Consider the following 21,486-nt stretch of genomic DNA (forward strand, 5'->3'; position numbering starts at 1 on the left):
TTAATGGTCATAATAAGTGAGGAAACGCACCATACTTAGGCTAACCTAACATAAGGAGGCTAATGATATGAGTTTTCTTGGTCATGTTGTCCGTTTTATCGTTGCAGCCATCGTTCTGATGGTAGTCGGCTGGATCGTTCCGCAATTTAGTGTCGGCGGGTTCTGGAGTGCTCTCCTGCTGGCGCTTGTTATCGCGGCGCTGGGCTGGATCATTGAAGGTATTTTCGGTAAAAAAGTTACTCCGTTTGGGCGCGGTATCGTTGGCTTTATCGCCAGCGCGGCTGTCATCTGGATTGCACAGTTTATCGTTGGCGGCGTATCCGTCACTTGGCTTGGCGCAATCTTAGCCGCTCTTGTTATCGGGATTATCGACTTGTTCATTCCGGTCAGCACCCCGTACGAAGCAGGCCGAAGCGATTACCGTGACCGCGACTAGCAGTAAATAAGCTTTGAAGCCCTTGTCCAGTCGGAAACGATGGGCAGGGGCTTTTTCATTTGTCACGGGACTGTCACTGCAAATTGGATGTGGATAAGCTACAATAGGAAAAGTATTGAAATTTTTATGCTTTTGGCTATGAAAGGGGTATGAAGATGAAGAAGTGGCTCATATTTGCATCCGTGCTTTGCCTTGTGTTTGTCGTAGCTGCCTGCGGCTCCAACAGCAAGAATAATAACTCCGGATCAGACACGGCAAGCTCTACTGTTGCAGACGTTGTAATTAAAGCAAGCAGCTGGGAATTCGATCAGCCGGAATACCATATCAAAAAAGGTCAGACCATTAAGCTCGAGCTCATCGATGGCGTTCATGGCGTCGAGATCGAGAAGACAAACGTCAAGCTGACTCAGAATAAAGCAAAAACCATCACGCTTGATGCCGGCGAATACGAAATCAAATGCAACATTCCTTGCGGCGGCGGACATTCGAAAATGTCGGCCAAGCTTATTGTTGAAGCTGCTTAAGCCTTATTACGGCAGAGACCTCTTTATTGAAGAGGTCTTTTTTATTTTCCGCGACATGCCTGCTTGCCAGCCTACATATGAATTATAATGATTCCTTTACAAAAAGGTAAGAAAGACTGATGGTACGAACTCTTCCCCAACCGCCTTCCGGTCTGATAAGATGATTCATAAACTATTCTTTTAAGGAGGGTATGAGCCATGAGCTTATTAAACGGACGGATTGCCATCGTAAGCGGTGCAGGTTCGGGACTAGGTAGAGCAACCTCCCTGTCGTTCGCGAAAGAAGGAGCCGAGGTTGCTTTGTTAGGCCGCCGTGAGAGCAAGCTGCAGGAGACAGCCGAGTTGATCAAACAGGTTACGGGCCGCGAAGCGCTGATCATCCCTACCGACATAACGCAGGAAAGTCAAATTCAATCCGCAGTCCAGCAGGTCATTGGCAAATGGGGTTCCATCCATGTGTTATTAAATAATGCCGCCGTATTCGAACCCGGTTCCGTGCTGGAATTAACCTCTGAGAATTGGCATGCACAAGTGGCCACCAATTTGACAGGACCGTTTCTACTTACAAAGGCCGTCCTGCCAACCATGCGCAAAAGCAAATACGGCCGCATTATTAATATAACCTCCGGCTTGTCCTGGAACGGAGCAGGCGGTTATGCCGCCTATAGCGCAGCGAAAGCCGGCCTGGAATCGCTGACCCGCACGCTCGCCGACGAGGAACATGAGCACGGCATCCTTGTTAACCTATACAATCCCGGTACGCTGCGTACCGAAATGCACGCCACCGGCAAAGACCCGGCGGTCGTCACCCCGGACCTCATCCGCTTGGCCAGCCTTCCGGTAGGCGGTCCTACCGGAACTATTGTCAGCTACGGGTAAATACAGAAAAGAAGCCGCTCGAATACTATGTCATTGGAGCGGCTTCTTTTCTGTATTGGGTGGCTCTGTCACCCCTGTTTTGTTTAACACGGTTTATCCGTCTGATTTGGCTCCTCGCGCCAGTTTGACGCATTTGCGGAGCCAGTATACCCAAGTATGCCAAAGAGCCGCCTGCACTTAAGCAGGTGGCTCTTTGGCTGTAGCGGTTTAGCTGTGCTCGATCAGCTCAATCCATTCATTGTATTCCGTTTGAAGCTTGCGGTACTCGATTTCCAGCTTCTCATGCTTCACGCCAAGTACGCGGAGCTCCTCGCGGAGGGCTTCCGTTTCGCCGGAAGCATCCTGATGCTCAGCCGCCAGCGATTGTGCCTGTTCATCAAGCAATACCCGCAGATCCGCTGCCGCTGCCGCTTCTTTCCGTGCCGCTTCGAGCTGTTCGAGAAGAGACTTCTCTGCTGCTTCGGAGGCACGTTCCGATTCCGTCAGACGCTCAGCTTCCCGCTTGGCTTGCTCTGCAAGCCGCTGCTCAGCCTGTAGTTTCTCGTTAAGCTCCTTGATCTGTTGTGCAGCAACTTCGATCTGCTGCACCGTGATCCGTTCGCGAGCAGCGGTATATTCCAGCTGTTCCAAAAGCTCGCTTTCGCGTTTTGTTGAATCCGCGAGCTGTTCTTCTTTTTCAAGACTGCGCAGCACCGTCTCTTCCAGAGACGATTCTAACTCCTGAATGCGGGAGCGCAGGTTATGCTGCTGCTCTTCCTGCTTCGCCAGAAGCTCGGAGTAGCGCTCTTCCGCCTCCGAAAGACGCTCCTCGTAACGATGCTCATAGAGCTGGCGCTGCTGCTCGAGTTTACGGTTATTCTCCTGCTCCCGTTCGTCCCACTCTGCCTTAAGCTCTTGCTGCTCACGCTCCAGCAGCTCGATTTGCTCCATGTACTGAAGCTCAAGCAATTCATTCTGATCGGTGAATTGCCGTTCCAGGGAACGAAGCTGCTCTTGATGACGCTGCTCCAGCTCGGCTATTTGCTTCTCCTGCATCTCTGCCATGGAGGCATTTTGTGCCTGCAGCCGGTCTTCCAGTTCCTGATTCGTCAGTTGGACGGCGTTCAGCTTCTGCTTCAGCTCAGCGAATTGCTGCTCATAACGTTCCTTCAACTCAAATTGCTGCTCGGCAAAACGCAGCTCAAGCTGCTCCTGCTGCTCTTGATATTTACGTTCCAGCTTGTGCTTGTCCTCTTCATATTGAAGCTCCAGCTCAAGCTCTTTTTCTTCAAAAATAGCAGATGCTTCTGTCAATTGACGCGCTTGTTCTTCCAGACGGCGTTCTGCTTCGCTATATCGGTCCGCATGAAGCTGCTCAATAACAGAGCGCTCAGCTTCGTATTGGCGCTGCTGCTTTTCCATTTCATCCTGGAGAAGATCAAACTGCTCCTGCAATTGCTGCAGCTTCTCCGTTTGTTCCGCCGCGAGCACTTCAACGGCCGTCTGCAATTCCAGCTGCTTCGAGGCTTGCTGCTCCAATTGTCCGACTTTCTCAAGCGATTGTGAGTACTGCTGAGAAACTTCCTCCAATTGCTCCTTTACCTCAGCGTATTGCTGTTCAAGCTCATTCAATTGCTGCTCCATCGTCCGGATCGAAGCACGCAGCGCTTCTTCCTGCTCCATTGCCTGCATCAGGTGTTCATCCGCAGCTTCAAGACGAAGCTCATGCAGCTGTTTGTCCTGATTCCAAGCCTGCTCCAGCTCGGACAATTTCGTAAGAAGTTTGGTACGCTCTTCAATCCAGCCATTGCGGCGGCGTTCGAAATCAGCCTTCAGCGATTGTTCCAGCTGAGCAAGCTGCTCTTGCCACTGCTGCTCCTTCGATTGTATGAGCTCCAGCGTTTTTGCGCGTTCCTGCTCCAACTCTTCAGTAGCAATGACTTGAGCCAAGGCAAGCTCGTCTACGGCTTCCGCTACCTTCGCTCGCTCGCTTTCCAGTTCCAGTGCCGCTGCCGCTTGCTGTTCAGAGAGGATTTGCGCCGCCATGGAGCGTTCTTGTTCCAGCTTCGCGGACAAAGCTTCCGCCGCTCTTATACGTTCAGCCTCAAGCTCTTCCGCGGCAAGCGTTTGGTTCAGCAACAGCTCGTCTGCCGCTTCAGCCGCTTTCGCACGTTCACGTTCCAGCTGTTCCGCAAGCACCGCGGCTTTAGCGCGCTCTAGCTCCAATTCTTCTGCTGCGTAGGCTTGAGCCAAGGCAAGCTCCTCCGCTGCCGCCGCTTGCTGCTCTGCTAGTGCTTGCGAAGCCCGGGCACGCTCGCGTTCTACTTGCTCGGCTAGTACTTCGGCGGCTTTCACACGCTCCTGCTCCAGCTCCTGTGCAGCTTGCGCCTGCAAAGCGGCCAGCGCTTCCTCAGCTCTTGCTCGCTCGCGTTCGAGTTCCTCTTCTGCAAGAGCTTGCGCCAGCGCCAGCTCATCTGCGGCTTCCGCAATTCTCGCTCGTTCTTGCGCCAGCTCCTGTTCGGCTTGTGCCTGCACAGCCATCAACGCTTCCGCTGCTCTTGCCCGCTCGCGTTCGAGCTCTTCTTCGGCCAGGGATTGCGCCAAAATCAGCTCCTCCGCAGCTTTGCTTGCTTTCGCACGCTCTTGCTCCAGTTCCTGGGCCGCTTCTGCCGCCCTGATCCGCTCGCGCTCCAGCTCTTCCTCAGCCTTCGCCTTCTGCTCTGCTAGTGCTTGTGCAGCTGCCACACGCTCTCGCTCTACTTGCTCAGCGAGCATTTCCAATGCTTTCGCTCGCTCTTGTTCTATCACCTTTGCCGCTTGCGCTTGCTGCGCAGCCAACGCTTCCGCTGCTCTTGCACGCTCGCGTTCCAGCTCTTCAGCCGCCAAAGCTTGCGCCAGCGCCCATTCCTCGGCCGCTTCAACGGCCCTTAAACGTTCACGCTCCAGCTCTTCGTTCAGCTTCGCCTGCTGCTCCGCCAAACTTGCCGCTGCTCTCGCACGTTCCTGTTCAAGCTGCTCCGCCAGCGCTTCCGCAGCCTTCGCGCGCTCGCGTTCGAGCTCCTCCGCCGCCAGCGCTTCGGCTAACGCCAGCTCCTCCGCGGCTTCCGCTGCTCTCGCTCGCTCCTGCTCGAGCTCTTGCTCCGCTGCCGCTTGCTGCGCGGCTAACGCTTCCGCCGCTCTCGCACGCTCGCGCTCCAGCTCCTGTTCCGCTGCCGCTTGCTGCTCCGCCAGCGCTTCCGCAGCCTTCGCGCGCTCGCGTTCGAGCTCCTCCGCTGCCAGCGCTTCGGCTAACGCCAGCTCCTCCGCGGCTTCCGCTGCTCTCGCTCGCTCCTGCTCGAGCTCTTGCGCTGCCGCCGCCTGCTGCGCGGCTAACGCATCCGCCGCTCTCGCACGCTCGCGCTCCAGCTCCTGCGCTGCTGCCGCTTGCTGCTCCGCCAGCGCTTCCGCAGCCTTCTCGCGCTCGCGTTCGAGCTCCTCCGCCGCCAGCGCTTCGGCTAACGCCAGCTCCTCCGCGGCTTCCGCTGCTCTCGCTCGCTCCTGCTCGAGCTCTTGCGCTGCCGCCGCCTGCTGCGCGGCTAACGCTTCCGCTGCTCTCTCACGCTCGCGCTCCAGTTCAGCTTTCGCTTTTGCCTGCGCAAGCTCAAGCTCCCGCTCCAGCTGCTCTGCGGCAAGCGCCTGAACGCGCTCGATTTCCTCCGTCGCCTCCACCTGGGCTAACGCCAGCAGCTCGGCTGCTTCTTCCAGCCTCGCAGCCAGTTCTTCGGCAGCAGCCTCTTTCGCGGCGGCAAGCTCGGTATCATATTCTCCCCGCAGCTCTTCCAGCTCCGCCTTGGACTTCTGCTGAACAGCCGCAAGCTCCTCGCGCAGCGAAACCTCCAGCCGGCTTGCCTGCTCTAGCAAATCAACCAGCACAAGCCGCTTGGCCTCGGCGTCGTGCAAAGTATCGTTTTCGCGGCGAAGCCGGAAAACCTCCTCAGTCATCTGAACAGCTGCCAGAACGGCCAGCTTGGGCATATCGAGACGAGGATTGCCAATCGCCAGCTTTTTCATGGCGTCATCGATCGTGCCGGCTACCCGCTTTATATAATCAGCATTGTTATGACCTTTAAGCTTATATTGATGTCCGTATATATCAACTGTTACTACGGTTTGGTCAGCATCCATACTGGGTTATCCTCCTATTCAACGTCTCGCGTTTTTTAAGTCATGCGCAAATCCAAATCATTTGCCTTCATCTATGTAACAAAAAACGATTGCGAAAGTTTCAAATATGTGAAAAAACTCATCTTTTGAGCCCTTTTTAGCGCCTTTCAGCACAAAAAAGCCGCATCGAAAGTTCACAAGGAACTATTTCGATGCGGCTTAAAAGGTTTCCTGCCTACTTTCTTAATTCTGCGGCAAAAGATTGCTCAAGCTCGGCAACGACTTTGCCGTGCAGCTCGGTCACTTCTTCGTCGGTCAGCGTACGGTCCGCATGACGGTAAACAAGCGCTACGGCAACGCTTTTTTTGCCGGCTCCAAGCTTCTCGCCAGTGAACACGTCGAACACTCGAACGGACTCAAGCAATTCGCCCGCAACGGCCCAAGCGGTTGCTGTCAGCTTCGCTGCCGGCACAGCTTGGTCAAGCACTACGGCGATATCGCGCTGCATAGCAGGGTAACGCGGAAGAGCTTTGTATTCGATGCCGGTATCGGCCAGTTCATACAATATGCCTAGTTCCACCTCTACTACGTAAGTATCGGCAAGGTCGCTTTCATGCTGCAAAGTCGGATGCAGCTGGCCAACGTAACCGATCGTTTCCGGTCCATGAGCGGTGTCCACGATAACCGCTGCCGTTCTGCCCGGATGGAAGTTCGCGGGCTGAGCCGATTCGTAACGAACCTTCGAGTTCAAGCCAAGCACGTCAACCACGGTTTCCAGAACGCCTTTTGCATCATAGAAATCAACCGGCTCCGCTTTACGGTTCCATTGCGCGTCTACGCGGTTGCCCGTAAGCAGTACCGCCAGTCGCTGCTTCTCCTGAGGAAGGCGCGTAAGCTGCTCTTCTTCCGTATGGAAGACGCTGCCGATTTCGAAAATAGCGGACGATTCATTTTTACGATTGCGGTTATACGTCGCCGTCTCGATCAGCTGAGCAATCAGCGTAGTACGGAGTACGCTGCGGTCCTCGCTCATTGGCATAGCCAGCTTCACCGGTTTCAGATCCTTGCCGGTCAGTTCAGGGAACAGCTCCGTGCGGGAAGGACCCGTGAACGAATAGGTAATCACTTCATGCAAGCCGGAATCGGTCAATCTTCTGCGCAGCTCGCGTCGAATCGTCTGCGGCTTGGTCAGCCCGCCAGGCGTCACATCGCCGTGAATTGGCGTAGTAGGAATATTGTCATACCCGAACAACCGGGCTACTTCTTCAATTAAATCAACATCGCGCGTAATGTCCCCACGGCGCGTCGGCACCGTTACGGCGAACTGGTCATTGGCATCGGACAGACGGTAGCTGAAATGCAGACGGTCGAAAATCGTCTCAACCTCAAGGCGCGACAGCTCCGTTCCAAGGTAACCGTTGATTTTGTCCAGCGTTACTTCAACAACAGCCGGCTCCGTTTTCGTAATTACCGCTTCCACGATTCCTTCTGCCACAAGACCGTCGGCAAGCTCCGCAATAAGAGCAGCCGCGCGGTTCAGCGCCGGAATAACGCGGGCAGGATCCACTTCCTTTTCAAAACGGATGCTCGATTCCGAACGGAGACCAAGCTGGCGGGACGTTTTGCGGACCGTACCGCCGTCGAACTTCGCCGACTCAAGCAAAATGTTAACCGTCTTCTCGTTTACTTCGGAGTTCGCTCCGCCCATAACGCCAGCTAGGGCTACAGGCTTCTCGCCATCCGTAATAACAAGCATATGAGGCTCAAGCGTGCGCTCCTGATCATCCAACGTAACGATCTTCTCGCCTTGCTTCGCGAGACGAACGTCAATTCGGCCTGTCGAAATGGCATCCGCGTCAAAAGCATGCAGCGGCTGGCCGTATTCCAGCATAACGAAGTTTGTTACGTCAACCACGTTGCTGATCGGACGGATACCCGCTGCGATCAGACGGTTCTGCAGCCATTGCGGGGATGGACCAATCTTCACGCCTTTGATGTAACGCGCGCTGTAATGCGAGCATTGCTCCGGGGAGCTGATCGATACGGCAATATGGCTGTCCGCACGGTCTGCCGCATGGTTAACGGCCGGTTCGGGAATGCGAACCTCGCGGCCCGTCAAAGCACCAATCTCGTAAGCAACGCCTAGCATGCTGAGGCAGTCCGAACGGTTAGGCGTCAGATCCAGCTCAAGCACCTCGTCGTTGATGCCAAGCACTTCGCCGATTGGCGTGCCAACCGGAGTCGATTCCGGAAGCACGAGAATTCCTTCCTGCTGCTCTTTCGGCAGCAGCTTGTCGTTAATGCCAAGCTCCTTCGCCGAACAGATCATGCCTTGCGATTCCACGCCGCGCAGCTTCGCGCGTTTGATTGCAAAATCTCCCGGCAGCTTCGCGCCGATCATCGCAACCGGCACCTTTTGGCCAGCGTCCACGTTTTTCGCTCCGCATACGATTTGAAGCTCTTCGCCCGTACCGACATCGATCTTGCATACGCTAAGCTTGTCGGCATCCGGATGCTTCTCGCGGGATTTTACGTAACCGACAACAACGCCGGTAACTCCTTTATTCAGGGACTCCACGCTGTCGATCTCGATACCGCCGCGCGTCATTTTTTCGGCTAATTCTTCGCCTGTATAGCCTGTCAAATCGATATATTCATTTAACCATTGATAAGATACTTTCATCGCTTGTTTCCCCTCCCTTTACATTCTCGCGAATTGGCTTAAGAACCGCTGATCGTTCGTGTAGAAATGACGGATATCGTCGATGCCGTATTTCAGAAGCGCGATACGCTCAACGCCCATGCCGAACGCGAAACCGCTCACTTCCTTCGGATCGTAGCCGCCCATCTCGAGAACGCGCGGATGCACCATGCCGCAGCCGAGAATTTCAAGCCAGCCGGTCTGTTTACACATGCGGCAGCCATGGCCGCCGCATTGCACGCAGGTTACGTCAACCTCCGCGCTTGGCTCCGTGAACGGGAAGAAGCTTGGGCGAAGACGGATTTGCGCCTGCTCTCCGAACATTTGCTGAACGAACTGCAGCAGCGTGCCCTTCAGGTCGCTCATGCGGATGTTAGGACCAACAACAAGGCCTTCAATCTGATTGAACATGAACGAATGCGTCGCGTCGTCGTCATCGCGGCGGTATACTTTGCCCGGGCAAATAACCTTGATTGGCTTGCCGTTCATTTGCTGCATCGTGCGGACCTGAACCGGCGACGTATGCGTGCGCATCAGAATGTCTTCCGTAATGTAGAACGAGTCCTGCATATCGCGGGCAGGGTGGTTCTTCGGCAGGTTAAGAGCTTCGAAGTTGAAATAGTCGGTCTCGACCTCAGGACCTTCGGCAATGGAGTAACCCAAGCCTACGAATACGTCTTCGATTTCCTGCGCGACTTTGTTCAGCGGATGTACCGCGCCTGTCGGCAAAGCTTTGCCCGGCAGCGTTACATCAATCGTCTCCGCGCGAAGACGGTTTTCCGTCTCAGCCGCGAGGAACGCGTTTTGCTTCTCGTCGATTACGCCTTCGATTGCGGCGCGAACATCATTGGCCACTTGACCGATAACCGGACGCTCTTCCGCGCTCAGGCCGCCCATGCCGCGCAAAATCTCGGTCAGCGCCCCTTTTTTCCCCAAGTACTTCACACGCAAATCATTCAGCTGCTGCGGATTGTCAACCTGCTGCAGCTCTTGCAGCGCTTCTACGCGCAATGCTTCCAAACGTTCTTTCATCGTAAAATCTCGCCTCCACTCTGGAATTCAAAACAAAATAGCAACAAAAAAAGGCCTTTCTCCCCGCAAGGGACGAAAGACCGTGGTACCACCCTAATTCGGATTGCCCATAAAAAACGGCAACCCCTCAAATCCCGTTAACGGCGGGAACCGGACCTTCCCTAATTCACCATAAGCCATCGACGGCTTAAAGCGGTTCAGGCGTCTGCTCCGGAGTGAACTTCGGCAGCCTAATCCCGTAAAGACGCTCGCAATCCATGGCGCCTTCTCCCTGTACGGAAGTTCTGCTTACTTATCTCCATCAAAGCTTTCATCCATTTTTACAATTTGACACAATAATCTATATTATATGCATTTCCTTATTTCCTTGCAACCATTCGCTGCTTGGGCAATTTATTTTTCGAGCAGCCCCTGTTCATAGGCATAACGTGTAAGCTGAACGCGGTTATCCAGATGCAGCTTCTGCAAAATGTTTTTCAAATGGTTTTTGACCGTATGCTCGGATAATCCGAAGGCAACCGCAATCTCTTTATTCGATTCTCCCGTCACGACCCGCTCAAGAATATCCTTCTCGCGGGAAGTAAGCGGCGTTGTCATGACCGAGGCATCGCCTGCAAGACCGGATTTAGTGCCAGTCTTAGTCGGGTTTGTCCCGTTTGAAGAGGCAGCCGAAGTAAACTCCTGCAGCAGCCTGAATGCAATTTCCTTCGACATCGGCGCCTCGTCATCCACAACGGCCCGGAGATATTCCCTCCATGCGGAAGGAGAAAGATTTTTGAACAGGTAACCCTGAGCCCCCCGCTTGATCGCTTCGAACAGATGGGTAATGTCGTCCGAGACGGTCACCATAACAATCTTCAGGGACGGATAAAGGTACTTTAGCTGCTGCGTCGCCTCCAATCCACCGATGCCAGGCATGTTGATGTCCATCAGCACCAGATCGGGCAGCACATCATCGATGCGTGCTATAGCTTCTTCGCCGCTGGCCGCTTCTCCAACAACCGTAAATTCCGGATCCGCTCCGATAATTTCCCTCATGCCTTCCCTTCCGTGGGGATGATCATCCACCAAAAACACGCGAATCTGCCCGTTTTCTTCACTCATTTCCCTTCACCTCCGGATTGAATGCGCACCGTTGTTCCTCCGCCGACCGCGCTTTTTATGTCAAACAGCCAGCCCATTTGCTCAGCGCGATCCCGCATCATGCGGATGCCGTACCGATCCTTCGCTTCGATCTGGCTAGGTTCTGCTCCAACCCCGTTATCCTTTATTTCGCATACAAAATCCTCATCGCCCTGCTGCCGGCTAATGACCTGAACCTCGGTCGCCTGCGCGTATTTGCGGACGTTCATAAGAGCTTCGCGAATAATAGACTGCAGTTCGACCAGCTGTTTGTTGGATAATACGCCTTCCTGCAGCTGCCAATCGAGTTTTGCGCGAACGCCGCTGTTTTGCAATAAATCATTCACCGCGCCGTGAATCGCGGTCAGCCATGAGTCGTCCACGACTACGGCCGGGGACTGCAAATTCGCAATGGACTGCCGGACATCCTCGTATACATGCTTAACCGTCTGCCGGATTTGAACGGTCGTTTCCTTTGCATCGTCGCCCAGTTCCATATGCTCCAGCTTATCCAGCTTAACCGAGAGCAGGAATAACGATTGGGAGATGCCGTCATGAAGCTCGCGTGCCAACTGTTCACGCTGCTGAAAGGACGCCTTGGACACCCGTTCCCGTTGCAGGGCTTCCTGCGTCTGTTCCAGCTTGCCGAACAATCCGCGCAATAAAGTTAACGTAAACAGAAACACAAGGGCCGGCGCCAAAAAGTTCCCCAGCTCCATTGAAATATACGGTAGCAGAAAGACGTGCCGGACGTACTCCCATAAACCAACAACAATAGTAGGGATCCATAATATTAAAAATTTCAGAGATTTGTAGGACATTTTTCATCTCCTAAAATGAATTATCACACAAGCAGCTTAAAAGCTGCTCATGATGATTCATGCTTCGTAAGCATTAACTTAAAGAATTTGAACATAAACAGCCTTAGGGCTGTTCGTGAAAAATCATGCTTCGTAAGCGTTCGCTTAATGAATTATCACACAAGCAGCTTAAAAGCTGCTCATGATGATTCATGCTTCGTAAGCGTTAATTTAAAGAATTTGAACATAAACAGCCTTAGGGCTGTTCGTGAAAAATCTTGCTTCGTAAGCGTTCGCTTAACGAATTGCCGCACATAACTAATGAGATAAATGATTAACGCAGATAACATTTCCCGGGTAATCGCATTTCGACTCCCCTCCAAGTGTACTAGACACCTTGCGAAAGAACAATTCGTATAAGAATGCTCTGCCGCGAGCACAATGAAAATTAGAGGAGGAATACCAATGACCAACAATTATTTCAAGCTTGCTGAGCTTGAGGGGCATACGGAAGCACTTGAAGAAATTCGACAGTTAGAACAAAAGCTCACCGACCAGATGGGCTCAACAATCAGTTTAATCGCTTACGAGTCCGAGGACGAACATAAGTAGAACCTATTACGCCTCCATTTTGGGCATGGGGGCGTTTTTCCATTGACAGGGAGATCAATTTGAATTATTTTTGTTGTACATACAAAATAGAAGTCATCAAACCGCAAGGAGGGCATAGGATATGACAAAAGACATCGATCCGGCAGCAGCAGCGGATATTGAAGAACAAGTGCAAAACCCCGAGGCTTTCTTGCATACCTGCTTATATTTTACGGCGAACCGCCTGAGCAGAGCGATTACCCGAATGGCAGACGATGCTTTTGCTACAACGGGCCTTGCACCCAGTTACGGCTATGTCATTCGTCTCAGTGTCGCCAAACCCGGCATTACGCAGAAGGAATTATCCGAAAAACTGTATATCACCCCTTCTACCTTAACCCGATTTATTGATAAGCTTGAAGCCAAACAGCTGGTTGAGCGCAAGGTGCAAGGGAAAACCGTTCTGGTCTACCCGACGGATAAAGGCCGCGAGCTGGAGCCAACGATTCGTGCCGCCTCCAAAAAGCTGCTTGAATCCTACCAAGCGATTCTTGGCAATGAAGCTGCGGCGCAGTTGACGTTATCCCTGGAAACAACAAGCGAACAGTTGGAGAAGTAACGGCCGTCTCAATTCCAATTGATTCTTCACAGGCAGGATTCCGGTTCACAACGATTGCGTGCATTTAGAGAGCATTCATCATTTATTCACTCTCATCTGTTACTGCTTGTAACTGCAATACCCCATTGCTGTTACGACCCGTAATTGGTATAAATCAAAACTTCTACCATAGTTCCTTAATCGGAACTATTTATCTACATACGTTTGTATGTACAAACAAAATAAGTCGAGGTGCGACATGAATCAGGTCAAAAGCAAATTTTATTACGGGTGGATAATTGTTCTGCTCACTTTTGTTACCCTGCTGGTATCGGCAGGCATTCGTTCCATGCCAAGCGTACTAATGATCCCTTTCCAGGACGAATTCGGCTGGAGCCGGGGAGAAATCTCCAGCGTTGCATCCATCGGCATTTTGCTATACGGTCTGGTTGGCCCGTTCTCCGCAGCCCTGTTACTGCGCTTCGGCATCCGTAAGGTCGTGCTTATCGCTCTAGCGGTATTGGCCGCAAGCCTTGCCGTTACGCCATTCATTACTGCGTTATGGCAGTTCGATCTGCTGTGGGGCCTTGTCTCCGGTCTTGCAACCGGCATGATGGCGAACGTGCTTGGCGTTACCGTCAGCAATCTGTGGTTTGTGAAGCGAAAAGGGCTGGTTGTCGGCATGCTGACGGCAAGCGCCGCTGCCGGACAGCTGTTGTTCCTGCCGCTGCTTGCCAAAATGACCTCCGATTACGGCTGGCGCTCCGCCATGTATACGGCTGTTGTTGGTATCGTGACGGTGTTTGTGCTGGTTGCCGTCTGGATGAAAAATCATCCTTCCGATGTGGGCGCCGCTCCTTACGGAACGGATGAAATCGTTAAGCCTACGCCATTCCGCGGCAATCTGTTCCTGTCTCCTATCCAGAATCTTGGCTATGCGATGAAAAACAAGACGTTCTGGCTGCTCGCCGGCACCTTCTTTTTCTGCGGCTTTTCTACAAACGGCCTGATCGGCACCCATCTGATTGCCGCCTGCGGCGATCACGGGATGGTGGAGGTTGCCGCTGCGGGACTGCTCGCGATGATGGGGATCTTTGACCTCTTTGGCACCACGATCTCCGGCTGGTTGTCCGACCGCTTCGACAGCCGCTGGCTGCTGTTCTGGTATTACGGGCTGAGAGGGCTGTCGCTGCTGTTCCTTCCTTACGCGCTGGACGCAACTCCGGCTATGCTTGTTATTTTCTCCGTATTCTACGGCCTGGACTGGATTGCGACCGTACCGCCAACCGCCAAGCTCGCCGGCGAAACCTTCGGCAAAGAAAAATCCGGCATGATCTTCGGCTGGATCGTGGTTGCCCACCAGATCGGCGCTTCAACCGCCGCGTACGGCGCAGGCGTTATGCGCGACTGGCTTGGCAGCTACTCGCAGGCTTTTGTTATCGCGGGCTTCACCTGCTTCTTCGCTTCCCTGATGGCGATCCGGGTAAAAAGGCATCTGGCGGAGCGCAAAGACGTTACGCTTCAGGCTTAATGCTGTAAAAAAACCTCGGGCAGCTCCTTGAATAAGGAGTCTCCTAGGTTTTTTGGCGATTAGCCGCTCTCGTTTTCCGACAGTATTGGGATTGAGCAGCCTAACCGTATTTCGTAAACACAAACTAGGGGGGAATTTGCCGCAGCACTGGGGAATCGAGGATAAACATTACCTATTGAGCACACGTGATGTCCTATCCAGCCATTCACTGACCCACGTTTGTTCCGCTAACGAAACTACGTATTCTTATTTGGCAAAAATCAGCTTCTTCAGGAAGCTAACGAAACTTGGTAACGCTATTGGCCGGAGGCTGGAATCTGCAAAAAGTGACCGAATAGCGATATGAGGTTTCGTTAGAAAATCAGAAGCCTCGATTTTGATCAAATAGCGTGTTGTAGTTTCGTTAGGTGTCCTAGGTGCTGCCATCGGCGAGAAATAACGGATAAAGGACCATCCGTATTTCCGCTCTACACTCTAAATTTCTCAATCTGCAACTGTAGCTGCTCCGCCATCTGGGAAAGAGATAAAGCCGCCGCTGGAAATATTATTCATCGACTCCATCTGTTCCTCCGCGGAGGCCGATACCTGCTGGGAACCGGAGGCCGTATGCTCCGACACCTCCGTGATTGTTTTCATCGATTGCACCATCTGCTCGGCACCCGCCGCCATTTGCTGCACGGAAGAGGAGACCTCCTGAATCTGGGAAGATACGATATTAACCGACTGCTGGATCGAATGAAAGGATTCGCCAGCCGTATTAACCATCCCAAGCCCGTCGCTGACTTCGTTTGTCGCCGTATCCATTGCTTGTACCGCTACGAGCGTCTCCTCCTGAATGGAAGCGATCAATTCGGAGATCTGCTGCGCCGATTGACTCGACTGCTCGGCCAGCTTTCTCACCTCTGCCGCTACGACCGCAAATCCTCGCCCATGTTCGCCTGCTCTTGCCGCTTCGATAGCCGCGTTAAGCGCAAGCAGATTGGTCTGCGTCGAGAGCCCCGTAATTACGCTGCTGATTTGCCCGATTTCCTGCGAACGTTCGCCAAGCCCTTAACAAATTTTCGTTTTATTCCACTACTTCCATAAATCAATCGCAATAACAATCCTTATTTTAGGAGATTTGGTTTCCACATTTCCGGAGGAGAAAAAAGAGAACGCACCAAAAGGCACATTCTCCCGTTCAAACTTTTTATCGTGTTATTTCAGAAACTTCACTAAGTCCAGCTTAACCTCTTCCACCCATACATCCGTGATTTCAGCATCTCTGAAGTATTTCCAGGCTTCATAATATACCTTTGTCATATAGACGGATACATCATATCGTCCCATAGGGAATGTGACCTTATAACCTTCAAAAAACTCTCCCGTGATCCCATCTTCAGTCATAGTTAATCTCTCCCCTAGCCCTAGATCATACCTCTACATCATATCTAATTCTAGGAGATTATGTGATTCCAGTCTAGCAGTAAATTTACATTTCATGAAAGCTTTGGTTTAGTGGTCAAGCTATTTAGATAGTCCGGCCACGATGAACCGGGAACCGGCGGACAGCTGCGGTCTGACGGCCATACATAGACCCAGCCCTCGAGCTCCGGATTACTGGCATCCTGGACCCAAATCCGCTCGTAGTCATTGCTCTCCTCGATACCGTAAAACTCCTCCAGCTCGTCGAGCACAGCTAGTCCGGCACGATCGATCGTAAGCCATAAGCCTTCAATTACCGCTCCGTTTGCTCTGGCCGACTGATCCCTGACCGCAGCCGGATAAGCCCCAACGTCCACCAGCCGGCCTGCAATCATGCCGCTCCTGCTGTCGGTAAGGAAGGGGGCTATGACAATATGGTTGATCAAACCCGGGAGCAAGGAGCCGTATACAAACACGGTAAGCCTGTCGCGTACAGACATATCTTATGCCCTGCCCGGCGCCCGGAGAGTAATCCCCTCTTGGATCAACGCCTCCCGAATGCGGGAGGCAAAAAGAGCCGCGCGGGAACCATCGCCATGCAGGCAAATCGTGTCGGCTTGCACGTTTACCGGAGCGCCTTCCGGCGTAAAAGCAACGCCCTGCGCTGCCATTGCTACCGCTTGGGCTGCCGCCTGATCCGCATCATGCAGAACGGCTCCTTGCTTGCCTCGGGGAGCGAGTCTCCCGTCCGGTTCGTAAGCCCGGTCGGCAAACACCTCGGATGCGGAAGACAGGCCGTATTCCTTGGCCGCATCCAGCAGCAAGCTGCCGGATTGACCGTAAATAATGAGTCGGTTATCAACAGCCAAGGCCGCTTTGACAATCGCATCGGAGACCGCTTTATCGCGGTTAGCCATATGGTAAAGGGCTCCATGCGGTTTTAGGTGAGCCATTTCCCCGCCTAATGCCCGAACAAAGGCCTGCAATGCGCCAACCTGATATAAAACAAAATCATACACTTCGGATGCGGTTACCTGCATCTCCCGGCGGCCAAAGCCAAGCCGGTCGGGCAGGCCGGGATGGGCGCCGACTGCGGCGCCCACGGACAAAGCCTGCTTCACGGCCGTATGCATCGTATGGGGATCGCCGGCATGAAAGCCGCAGGCGATATTTACGCTTGTTATATAGGGAAGAAGCTCGGCATCTTGCCCGAAGGAATAGCTGCCGTAGCCTTCTCCGAAATCACAGTTGAGATCAACCGCGCGATTGTCTGTATTACGGTTTGCCATGCTGGTTCTCCTTTCGTTTACGGCTGACGGCTGCGGATCGCGGCCGCCAGATAACGGATATCCTGTTCGCGCTGGCGGTCCAGCCGCTGCGCTTCGTCCAAGGTAACAGGCCGGAACCGGATCGTATCGCCCGGCTTCGCCTGGGCCAGGAGCGGCATGTCGACCGTAGCGACATGCGCGATTTTGGGATAGCCGCCTGTCGTCTGGCAGTCGGCGGCCAGAATAATCGGCCCGCCGCCGGGCGGTACCTGCACGGCGCCGGGCGTTACCCCGTGCGAGAGCAGCTCCGCACGGGACTCTCTTGGCAGCGGGGTGCCGATCAGGCGGCACCCCATGCGGTCCGAGGCGGGAGCGACGGTATACCGCTCCCGGTAAAGAGCTTCACGGGCAGCTGTGCTGAACTGCCCGTGCTCGCTCCCCGGCATCGCGCGTAGCACGATGCCGTCTTCGCCGCCGCCGTAGGCTCCCGGCGGCGCGAACCATGGCGCGGCCGCCCACGGCAGGCGGCGGCCCGCGCCTTCCGGCGCTTTCGCGGCGGAGGCTTCGCCCTGCCGCGAAAGCGCCACTGCCCATGCGGCTGCCCACCGGGACGGGGCAGCTGCGCCATGCGCCGCGCCGCAGGGCAAGGCGTCGCCGGCGGCAAGGCGCCGCCCGGCGAGCCCGCCCAGCGCGGCGCGCGCATCCGTGCTGCGGCTGCCAAGCTCGCGCGGCACGCCGAAGCCCCCCGCTGCCGCCACGTAGGCGCGGCAGCCGCTTACCGCGCGGCCGAAGCGAAGCACCGCGCCGCGCGGAACAAAGACCGGCCGCCACATCGGCAGCTCTTCCCCATCTAGGGTTGGCTCCAAATAAGCGCCGCAAACGGAAATAAGCAGATCCGTATTCACCTCGAGCTCAGGCCCGACAAGCGTTACCTCAAGTCCCGCTTCCCCTTCCCCATTGCCCACTAGAAGATTGGCCACCCGCAGCGCATACCGGTCCATCGCTCCTCCGGCAGAAATGCCCGAGGAACGGTAACCTTCCCTGCCCAAATCCTGAATCGTGGTCGACAGGCCGGGTTTTAACACCTTCATTCCCACGAAGCTCTCCGCTTCGCTTTTTATCGAGGTACTCCCGGTTATGCTTCGCTCCGTCATTACCGGATGTCACCTCCGGATAAGGGAATAAATCGGACGCAGTCGCCTGCGCGAAGCAGCACAGGCTCACTGCGTTCCTTATCAAACATATAGATCGGCGTGTAGCCGATAATCTGCCATCCCCCTGGGGAAGCAAGCGGATAAATTCCCGTCTGCTTTCCCGCAATTCCCACAGACCCTGCCGGGACACTGGAACGCGGTACGGCTTTTCGCGGCTGCTCCAGGCACTCCGGCAGCCCGCTCATATACGGAAAGCCCGGCATAAACCCAATCATCGCCACGGTATACTCCACCCTGGAATGCTCCTCGACGAACTCCGCCGCCGTCAGCCCCGAACGTTCGGCTGACTCTTCCAGATCCGGACCATATTGGCCTCCGTAATACACAGGAAGATCAAATCTGCGGCCTTTTCCTCCTCGTTCCAAGGCTGCTTTTCCATTCTCGATCAAATCCCGCAGCTTCCGTTCCGCGAGCTGATACGGCAGCAGAACGGCAGCCTCCGGCCCTTGCTCAATTTCTCGCCACAGCATAGCAGGATCATACATGACGGTAACCCTCTCGTAAGCCGGAACAATATCAATCACCCAAGCTTCGGCTTGCTGCTTCAATGTCCATGCAAGGTCGGTCATCTGCTTCCAGCCTTCCGCTCCCTGCACAGCCTGTTGAAGGACAAGCGCGCGGTCACCAAGCGGCGTTACGTGAACAGACATGATCAGCACCCCCGGCTCTGCTCTTTTTTCCCCATTGTAAAAGAAAAAAGCGCTAACGACCATCCTATGCCTATAAAAAGAGCTGCCTCGTTTATTCGGACAACTCTTGTTTTTACAACAGAACAGCCCCCTATCCGTTCCATCAGGAACAAATAGGGGGCTTTATCCTTTTGCTTATTGAACGTACCGGTTAATGACTTCAACCAGCAGATCATTAAGCAGCTTTGTCTCATATTCGCCTACAGCCGGTTCCAGATGATCGCTGCCGATGCCGCTGTCGTCGGTCAGGAACAGATAGGTGCCACCGGTTGCGACGGCCGCAAACCGCAGCAAATATTCCGTATCCACGTCAACGCCGCTCGAGGCAACCGGAATAATGCGAATCCCCGCCTTAGACGCTTCTTCCAATACGCTATGCATTTCCTGCATGATCTGGGCTTCATGATGAGGCGGTGCATCCAGTACAAGGAACAGAAGCCTTGCCCGCGCGCTCTCGCTCCACTTATGATCGCTGACCGCATTGCGCAATGCCTGTTCTACCGCTTCCGGATAATCCCCGCCGCCCTGCGCTTTTTGCATCGCAATAAGCTTTACCGCCTGATCAATATTGGCCGTAAAAGGATTCGCCTTCACCACATAATCATCATGAATATCCCGGTAAAAATTCGTGCTCATCCGGATATCCAGCTGATTGGCATGCTTCTCGCCCACCCGGGTGATCACATCCTTCAGCTCGGCTTCCAAATAATCCATCTCATCCTGCATGGAGCCGGTCGTATCCATCACAAACATGACGTCTACCTGATTAGATTCCGGCAGCTCCCCATCCAGGTCTACCTTCAACGCTCCCTGACCGGGCACCTCGATGTTCGATACCTTTTTCTTCTGCTGATCGGCCATTACCTCAACCGAATAACGCGTTCTCTGATAAGGCTGCTCGTTATCCTTGAACAATCCAGCGAACACGTATGCCTTGCCCTCTGCATTTGTCTTGGCTTCCCAGACCGTCTGATTCTGCTGACCGATAAGCCTTACCCTTGCATCGGACACAGCTCGGCCGTCAGACGTCACCGATACCTCCAGCCGGTTAAAATATTCAAAGCCCCAATGCGCGGAGCTGTCGCTGCCTTCATAACTATTGAGCAAATTATTGAACCGGTCCCATGCGGCAAGATCATCCCACTCGCCGGCAGTCAGTTGACCTGCCTGGATAGGCGCGTCGGTCCGTCCTTGTCGGCGTACCTCTTCCCGGTGGGATTCAGGTTCATCAGCCCTATTCTCAACCCGGTTCCCCCGGTCATCCGCTGAAGATTCGGCTTTACTGCTATTCGTCCCGCGATCCGGAGCCGCCCGGTCGGCTGCGTTATCGTTCCGGCTTGACGAACAGCCGGCTAGAATAAGCAACATAACGAGCATTGAAACGATCATGGACATGAGTTTGCTTTTTGTTTGATTTTTTATCATTTTCCATAACCCCCTTTATTTTCTAAATAGACGAAGGGAACGTGGGGATTGTTGCATTAACAGGCAATCAACATTACAATCAGAAGCAGGCATCCCGGCTGAATTTTCGAGCCGTTTTATGCCAGTTCATGGAGGGCTGCAATAATGGAAACTATTCAACTTAAGGGCATTGAGATTGTATACCGGCAGCAGATGAAGGAGCTTCTGTTCCGATCCGCTGAGCTCGTGCTAGTGTCGGATTACGGATCAAAGCTATGGTATGTGGATGTTAACGGAGTAAAAGATACCGAACTGCTTCAATGGTTTGGGCAAAGCGAGGATATCCGGATCGAATTATACGCAACGGCAATCGACGGACGAGCCTTTAACGGTACGGCCTACTTGCACCCGAACGAGCCTCATCAGGCCGCTGCCATCCGGGGCGACGGCGAGCTGCGCGAATCCTAAGCTTCTTGTACATAGGGAAGGAGAACAAGAACAACATGACAATTACTTCAAGATTGGTTACCAATGAACAAGATCTGAAAGCGGTCTATGACATCCGCAAAAAAGTTTTTGTGGACGAGCAAGGCGTGCCAGCCGAGAACGAATACGACGAGTTCGAGCAATCTTCCAAGCATGTCCTAGTCCTTTACAACAATGAGCCCGTAGCCGCTGGCCGGGTAAGGGTAGTTGACGGAGCAGCAAAGCTGCAGCGCATTTGCGTCCTTGCTTCTCACCGCAAATACGGACTTGGCCGCGCCGTTGTGGAGGCACTTGAGTCGGTTGCCCGCGAAGACGGCCTCAAGGAAGCAAAGCTTAACGGCCAGACGCATGCGGAAGCCTTTTACTCCAAGCTTGGCTACCACACCGTCTCCGACGTGTTCTTGGAAGAGGGCATCCCTCACGTAACGATGAAAAAAACACTATAAGATCCTGTTACCCCAGAAAGGAGCTGCCATCACCGGCAGCTCCTTTCTTTTTTGTCTTTCCACGCCTTTCTATAAGTCTCAAGGTTGCCTAATGCTGCTCCTCATGCACCATTCTTCGCATCTAACGAAACCTGGTAACCTTATTTACTCAAAATACACACTCCTGAAGTTCTAACGAAACCTGATATCGCTATTCATCCGATTCACCCTCGTATTCCCTTCAAAACAAGCAAATAACG

19 protein-coding genes, 1 pseudogene and 1 other annotated feature are annotated in these 21,486 nt (G+C 53.7%); of the genes and pseudogenes, 8 read left to right on the plus strand and 12 right to left on the minus strand.

Translation table 11 applies throughout. From position 1 onward, the window contains the following. Window positions 1–67: 67 nt before the first annotated feature. The 3 genes from WFJ73_RS18840 to WFJ73_RS18850 all read left to right on the plus strand — a co-directional run bounded on the left by WFJ73_RS18840 (window position 68) and on the right by WFJ73_RS18850 (window position 1,839). On the plus strand, window positions 68–436 hold the full coding sequence (locus WFJ73_RS18840) for a phage holin family protein (protein ID WP_336774525.1): 369 nt from the start codon (window positions 68–70) through the stop codon (window positions 434–436). Between the two features lie 155 nt (window positions 437–591). Beyond that, complete coding sequence (locus WFJ73_RS18845) at window positions 592–960, plus strand: cytochrome C oxidase subunit II (protein WP_336774526.1); 369 nt, start codon at window positions 592–594, stop codon at window positions 958–960. Window positions 961–1,158: 198 nt separating this feature from the next. Then, on the plus strand, window positions 1,159–1,839 hold the full coding sequence (locus tag WFJ73_RS18850; protein ID WP_336774527.1) for an SDR family NAD(P)-dependent oxidoreductase: 681 nt from the start codon (window positions 1,159–1,161) through the stop codon (window positions 1,837–1,839). A 207-nt stretch (window positions 1,840–2,046) separates the two neighbouring features. Here WFJ73_RS18850 and WFJ73_RS18855 read toward each other — a convergent pair whose 3' ends face one another. The 5 genes from WFJ73_RS18855 to WFJ73_RS18875 all read right to left on the minus strand — a co-directional run bounded on the left by WFJ73_RS18855 (window position 2,047) and on the right by WFJ73_RS18875 (window position 11,637). Further along, a complete protein-coding gene (locus WFJ73_RS18855) occupies window positions 2,047–5,982 on the minus strand; it encodes a hypothetical protein (RefSeq protein ID WP_336774528.1) in 3,936 nt (1,311 codons plus the stop codon). 214 nt (window positions 5,983–6,196) lie between these two features. Next, the gene (gene pheT / locus WFJ73_RS18860; RefSeq protein ID WP_336774529.1) at window positions 6,197–8,644 is read right to left on the minus strand and encodes a phenylalanine--tRNA ligase subunit beta; all 2,448 of its coding nucleotides are present in this window, start codon (window positions 8,642–8,644) and stop codon (window positions 6,197–6,199) included. Between the two features lie 18 nt (window positions 8,645–8,662). Next, on the minus strand, window positions 8,663–9,694 hold the full coding sequence (gene pheS / locus WFJ73_RS18865; protein ID WP_336774530.1) for a phenylalanine--tRNA ligase subunit alpha: 1,032 nt from the start codon (window positions 9,692–9,694) through the stop codon (window positions 8,663–8,665). Between the two features lie 65 nt (window positions 9,695–9,759). Continuing rightward, window positions 9,760–10,008 (minus strand) — a binding site (T-box leader). 79 nt (window positions 10,009–10,087) lie between these two features. Further along, a complete protein-coding gene (locus tag WFJ73_RS18870) occupies window positions 10,088–10,798 on the minus strand; it encodes a response regulator transcription factor (RefSeq protein WP_336774531.1) in 711 nt (236 codons plus the stop codon). Then, complete coding sequence (locus WFJ73_RS18875; protein ID WP_336774532.1) at window positions 10,795–11,637, minus strand: sensor histidine kinase; 843 nt, start codon at window positions 11,635–11,637, stop codon at window positions 10,795–10,797. The genes WFJ73_RS18870 and WFJ73_RS18875 overlap by 4 nt, the downstream gene beginning before the upstream one ends. A gap of 444 nt (window positions 11,638–12,081) precedes the next feature. Here WFJ73_RS18875 and WFJ73_RS18880 point away from each other — a divergent pair, with 444 nt between their 5' ends. From WFJ73_RS18880 to WFJ73_RS18890, 3 genes are all read left to right on the plus strand, one after another. After that, entirely contained in the window at window positions 12,082–12,228 is a 147-nt protein-coding gene (locus tag WFJ73_RS18880; RefSeq protein WP_336774533.1) for a hypothetical protein, read from the plus strand. Window positions 12,229–12,349: 121 nt separating this feature from the next. Further along, a complete protein-coding gene (locus tag WFJ73_RS18885; protein WP_336774534.1) occupies window positions 12,350–12,826 on the plus strand; it encodes a MarR family winged helix-turn-helix transcriptional regulator in 477 nt (158 codons plus the stop codon). Between the two features lie 238 nt (window positions 12,827–13,064). Continuing rightward, window positions 13,065–14,336 (plus strand): MFS transporter, encoded by a 1,272-nt coding sequence (locus WFJ73_RS18890; protein WP_336774535.1) that lies wholly within the window; start codon window positions 13,065–13,067, stop codon window positions 14,334–14,336. 467 nt (window positions 14,337–14,803) lie between these two features. Here the strand turns inward: WFJ73_RS18890 and WFJ73_RS18895 are convergent. The 7 genes and pseudogenes from WFJ73_RS18895 to WFJ73_RS18925 form a co-directional block, all read right to left on the minus strand. After that, a pseudogene (locus WFJ73_RS18895) lies at window positions 14,804–15,386 on the minus strand (methyl-accepting chemotaxis protein); the annotation flags it as partial. Between the two features lie 147 nt (window positions 15,387–15,533). Next, complete coding sequence (locus tag WFJ73_RS18900) at window positions 15,534–15,722, minus strand: hypothetical protein (protein WP_015842998.1); 189 nt, start codon at window positions 15,720–15,722, stop codon at window positions 15,534–15,536. A gap of 92 nt (window positions 15,723–15,814) precedes the next feature. Then, entirely contained in the window at window positions 15,815–16,240 is a 426-nt protein-coding gene (locus WFJ73_RS18905; protein WP_336774536.1) for a gamma-glutamylcyclotransferase family protein, read from the minus strand. 3 nt (window positions 16,241–16,243) lie between these two features. Continuing rightward, the gene (locus WFJ73_RS18910) at window positions 16,244–17,029 is read right to left on the minus strand and encodes a LamB/YcsF family protein (protein ID WP_336774537.1); all 786 of its coding nucleotides are present in this window, start codon (window positions 17,027–17,029) and stop codon (window positions 16,244–16,246) included. Between the two features lie 17 nt (window positions 17,030–17,046). After that, window positions 17,047–18,099 (minus strand): biotin-dependent carboxyltransferase family protein, encoded by a 1,053-nt coding sequence (locus WFJ73_RS18915; protein ID WP_442955967.1) that lies wholly within the window; start codon window positions 18,097–18,099, stop codon window positions 17,047–17,049. A gap of 62 nt (window positions 18,100–18,161) precedes the next feature. After that, complete coding sequence (gene pxpB, locus WFJ73_RS18920; RefSeq protein WP_336774539.1) at window positions 18,162–18,872, minus strand: 5-oxoprolinase subunit PxpB; 711 nt, start codon at window positions 18,870–18,872, stop codon at window positions 18,162–18,164. 174 nt (window positions 18,873–19,046) lie between these two features. Beyond that, on the minus strand, window positions 19,047–20,336 hold the full coding sequence (locus tag WFJ73_RS18925) for a VWA domain-containing protein (RefSeq protein ID WP_336774540.1): 1,290 nt from the start codon (window positions 20,334–20,336) through the stop codon (window positions 19,047–19,049). A gap of 144 nt (window positions 20,337–20,480) precedes the next feature. On the opposite strand from WFJ73_RS18925, the gene WFJ73_RS18930 reads away from it, so the two are divergent. Together WFJ73_RS18930 and WFJ73_RS18935 are read left to right on the plus strand one after the other, a co-directional pair. Next, window positions 20,481–20,783: a hypothetical protein gene (locus tag WFJ73_RS18930; RefSeq protein WP_336774541.1), complete on the plus strand. Its 303-nt coding sequence runs from the start codon at window positions 20,481–20,483 to the stop codon at window positions 20,781–20,783. 35 nt (window positions 20,784–20,818) lie between these two features. Further along, on the plus strand, window positions 20,819–21,247 hold the full coding sequence (locus WFJ73_RS18935) for a GNAT family N-acetyltransferase (protein ID WP_336774542.1): 429 nt from the start codon (window positions 20,819–20,821) through the stop codon (window positions 21,245–21,247). Window positions 21,248–21,486 lie beyond the last annotated feature (239 nt).

This window comes from Paenibacillus sp. MMO-58 (genome assembly GCF_037146255.1).
GTDB lineage: Bacteria > Bacillota > Bacilli > Paenibacillales > Paenibacillaceae > Pristimantibacillus.

Excerpts from the sequence above, each read along its gene's own strand:
- WFJ73_RS18840 (WP_336774525.1), top strand. The coding sequence starts at position 68 with ATGAGTTTTCTTGGTCATGTTGTCCGTTTTATCGTTGCAGCCATCGTT.
- WFJ73_RS18845 (WP_336774526.1), top strand. The coding sequence starts at position 592 with ATGAAGAAGTGGCTCATATTTGCATCCGTGCTTTGCCTTGTGTTTGTC.
- WFJ73_RS18850 (WP_336774527.1), top strand. The coding sequence starts at position 1,159 with ATGAGCTTATTAAACGGACGGATTGCCATCGTAAGCGGTGCAGGTTCG.
- WFJ73_RS18855 (WP_336774528.1), bottom strand. The coding sequence starts at position 5,982 with ATGGATGCTGACCAAACCGTAGTAACAGTTGATATATACGGACATCAA.
- pheT (WP_336774529.1), bottom strand. The coding sequence starts at position 8,644 with ATGAAAGTATCTTATCAATGGTTAAATGAATATATCGATTTGACAGGC.
- pheS (WP_336774530.1), bottom strand. The coding sequence starts at position 9,694 with ATGAAAGAACGTTTGGAAGCATTGCGCGTAGAAGCGCTGCAAGAGCTG.
- WFJ73_RS18870 (WP_336774531.1), bottom strand. The coding sequence starts at position 10,798 with ATGAGTGAAGAAAACGGGCAGATTCGCGTGTTTTTGGTGGATGATCAT.
- WFJ73_RS18875 (WP_336774532.1), bottom strand. The coding sequence starts at position 11,637 with ATGTCCTACAAATCTCTGAAATTTTTAATATTATGGATCCCTACTATT.
- WFJ73_RS18880 (WP_336774533.1), top strand. The coding sequence starts at position 12,082 with ATGACCAACAATTATTTCAAGCTTGCTGAGCTTGAGGGGCATACGGAA.
- WFJ73_RS18885 (WP_336774534.1), top strand. The coding sequence starts at position 12,350 with ATGACAAAAGACATCGATCCGGCAGCAGCAGCGGATATTGAAGAACAA.
- WFJ73_RS18890 (WP_336774535.1), top strand. The coding sequence starts at position 13,065 with ATGAATCAGGTCAAAAGCAAATTTTATTACGGGTGGATAATTGTTCTG.
- WFJ73_RS18900 (WP_015842998.1), bottom strand. The coding sequence starts at position 15,722 with ATGACTGAAGATGGGATCACGGGAGAGTTTTTTGAAGGTTATAAGGTC.
- WFJ73_RS18905 (WP_336774536.1), bottom strand. The coding sequence starts at position 16,240 with ATGTCTGTACGCGACAGGCTTACCGTGTTTGTATACGGCTCCTTGCTC.
- WFJ73_RS18910 (WP_336774537.1), bottom strand. The coding sequence starts at position 17,029 with ATGGCAAACCGTAATACAGACAATCGCGCGGTTGATCTCAACTGTGAT.
- WFJ73_RS18915 (WP_442955967.1), bottom strand. The coding sequence starts at position 18,099 with ATGAAGGTGTTAAAACCCGGCCTGTCGACCACGATTCAGGATTTGGGC.
- pxpB (WP_336774539.1), bottom strand. The coding sequence starts at position 18,872 with ATGTCTGTTCACGTAACGCCGCTTGGTGACCGCGCGCTTGTCCTTCAA.
- WFJ73_RS18925 (WP_336774540.1), bottom strand. The coding sequence starts at position 20,336 with ATGATAAAAAATCAAACAAAAAGCAAACTCATGTCCATGATCGTTTCA.
- WFJ73_RS18930 (WP_336774541.1), top strand. The coding sequence starts at position 20,481 with ATGGAAACTATTCAACTTAAGGGCATTGAGATTGTATACCGGCAGCAG.
- WFJ73_RS18935 (WP_336774542.1), top strand. The coding sequence starts at position 20,819 with ATGACAATTACTTCAAGATTGGTTACCAATGAACAAGATCTGAAAGCG.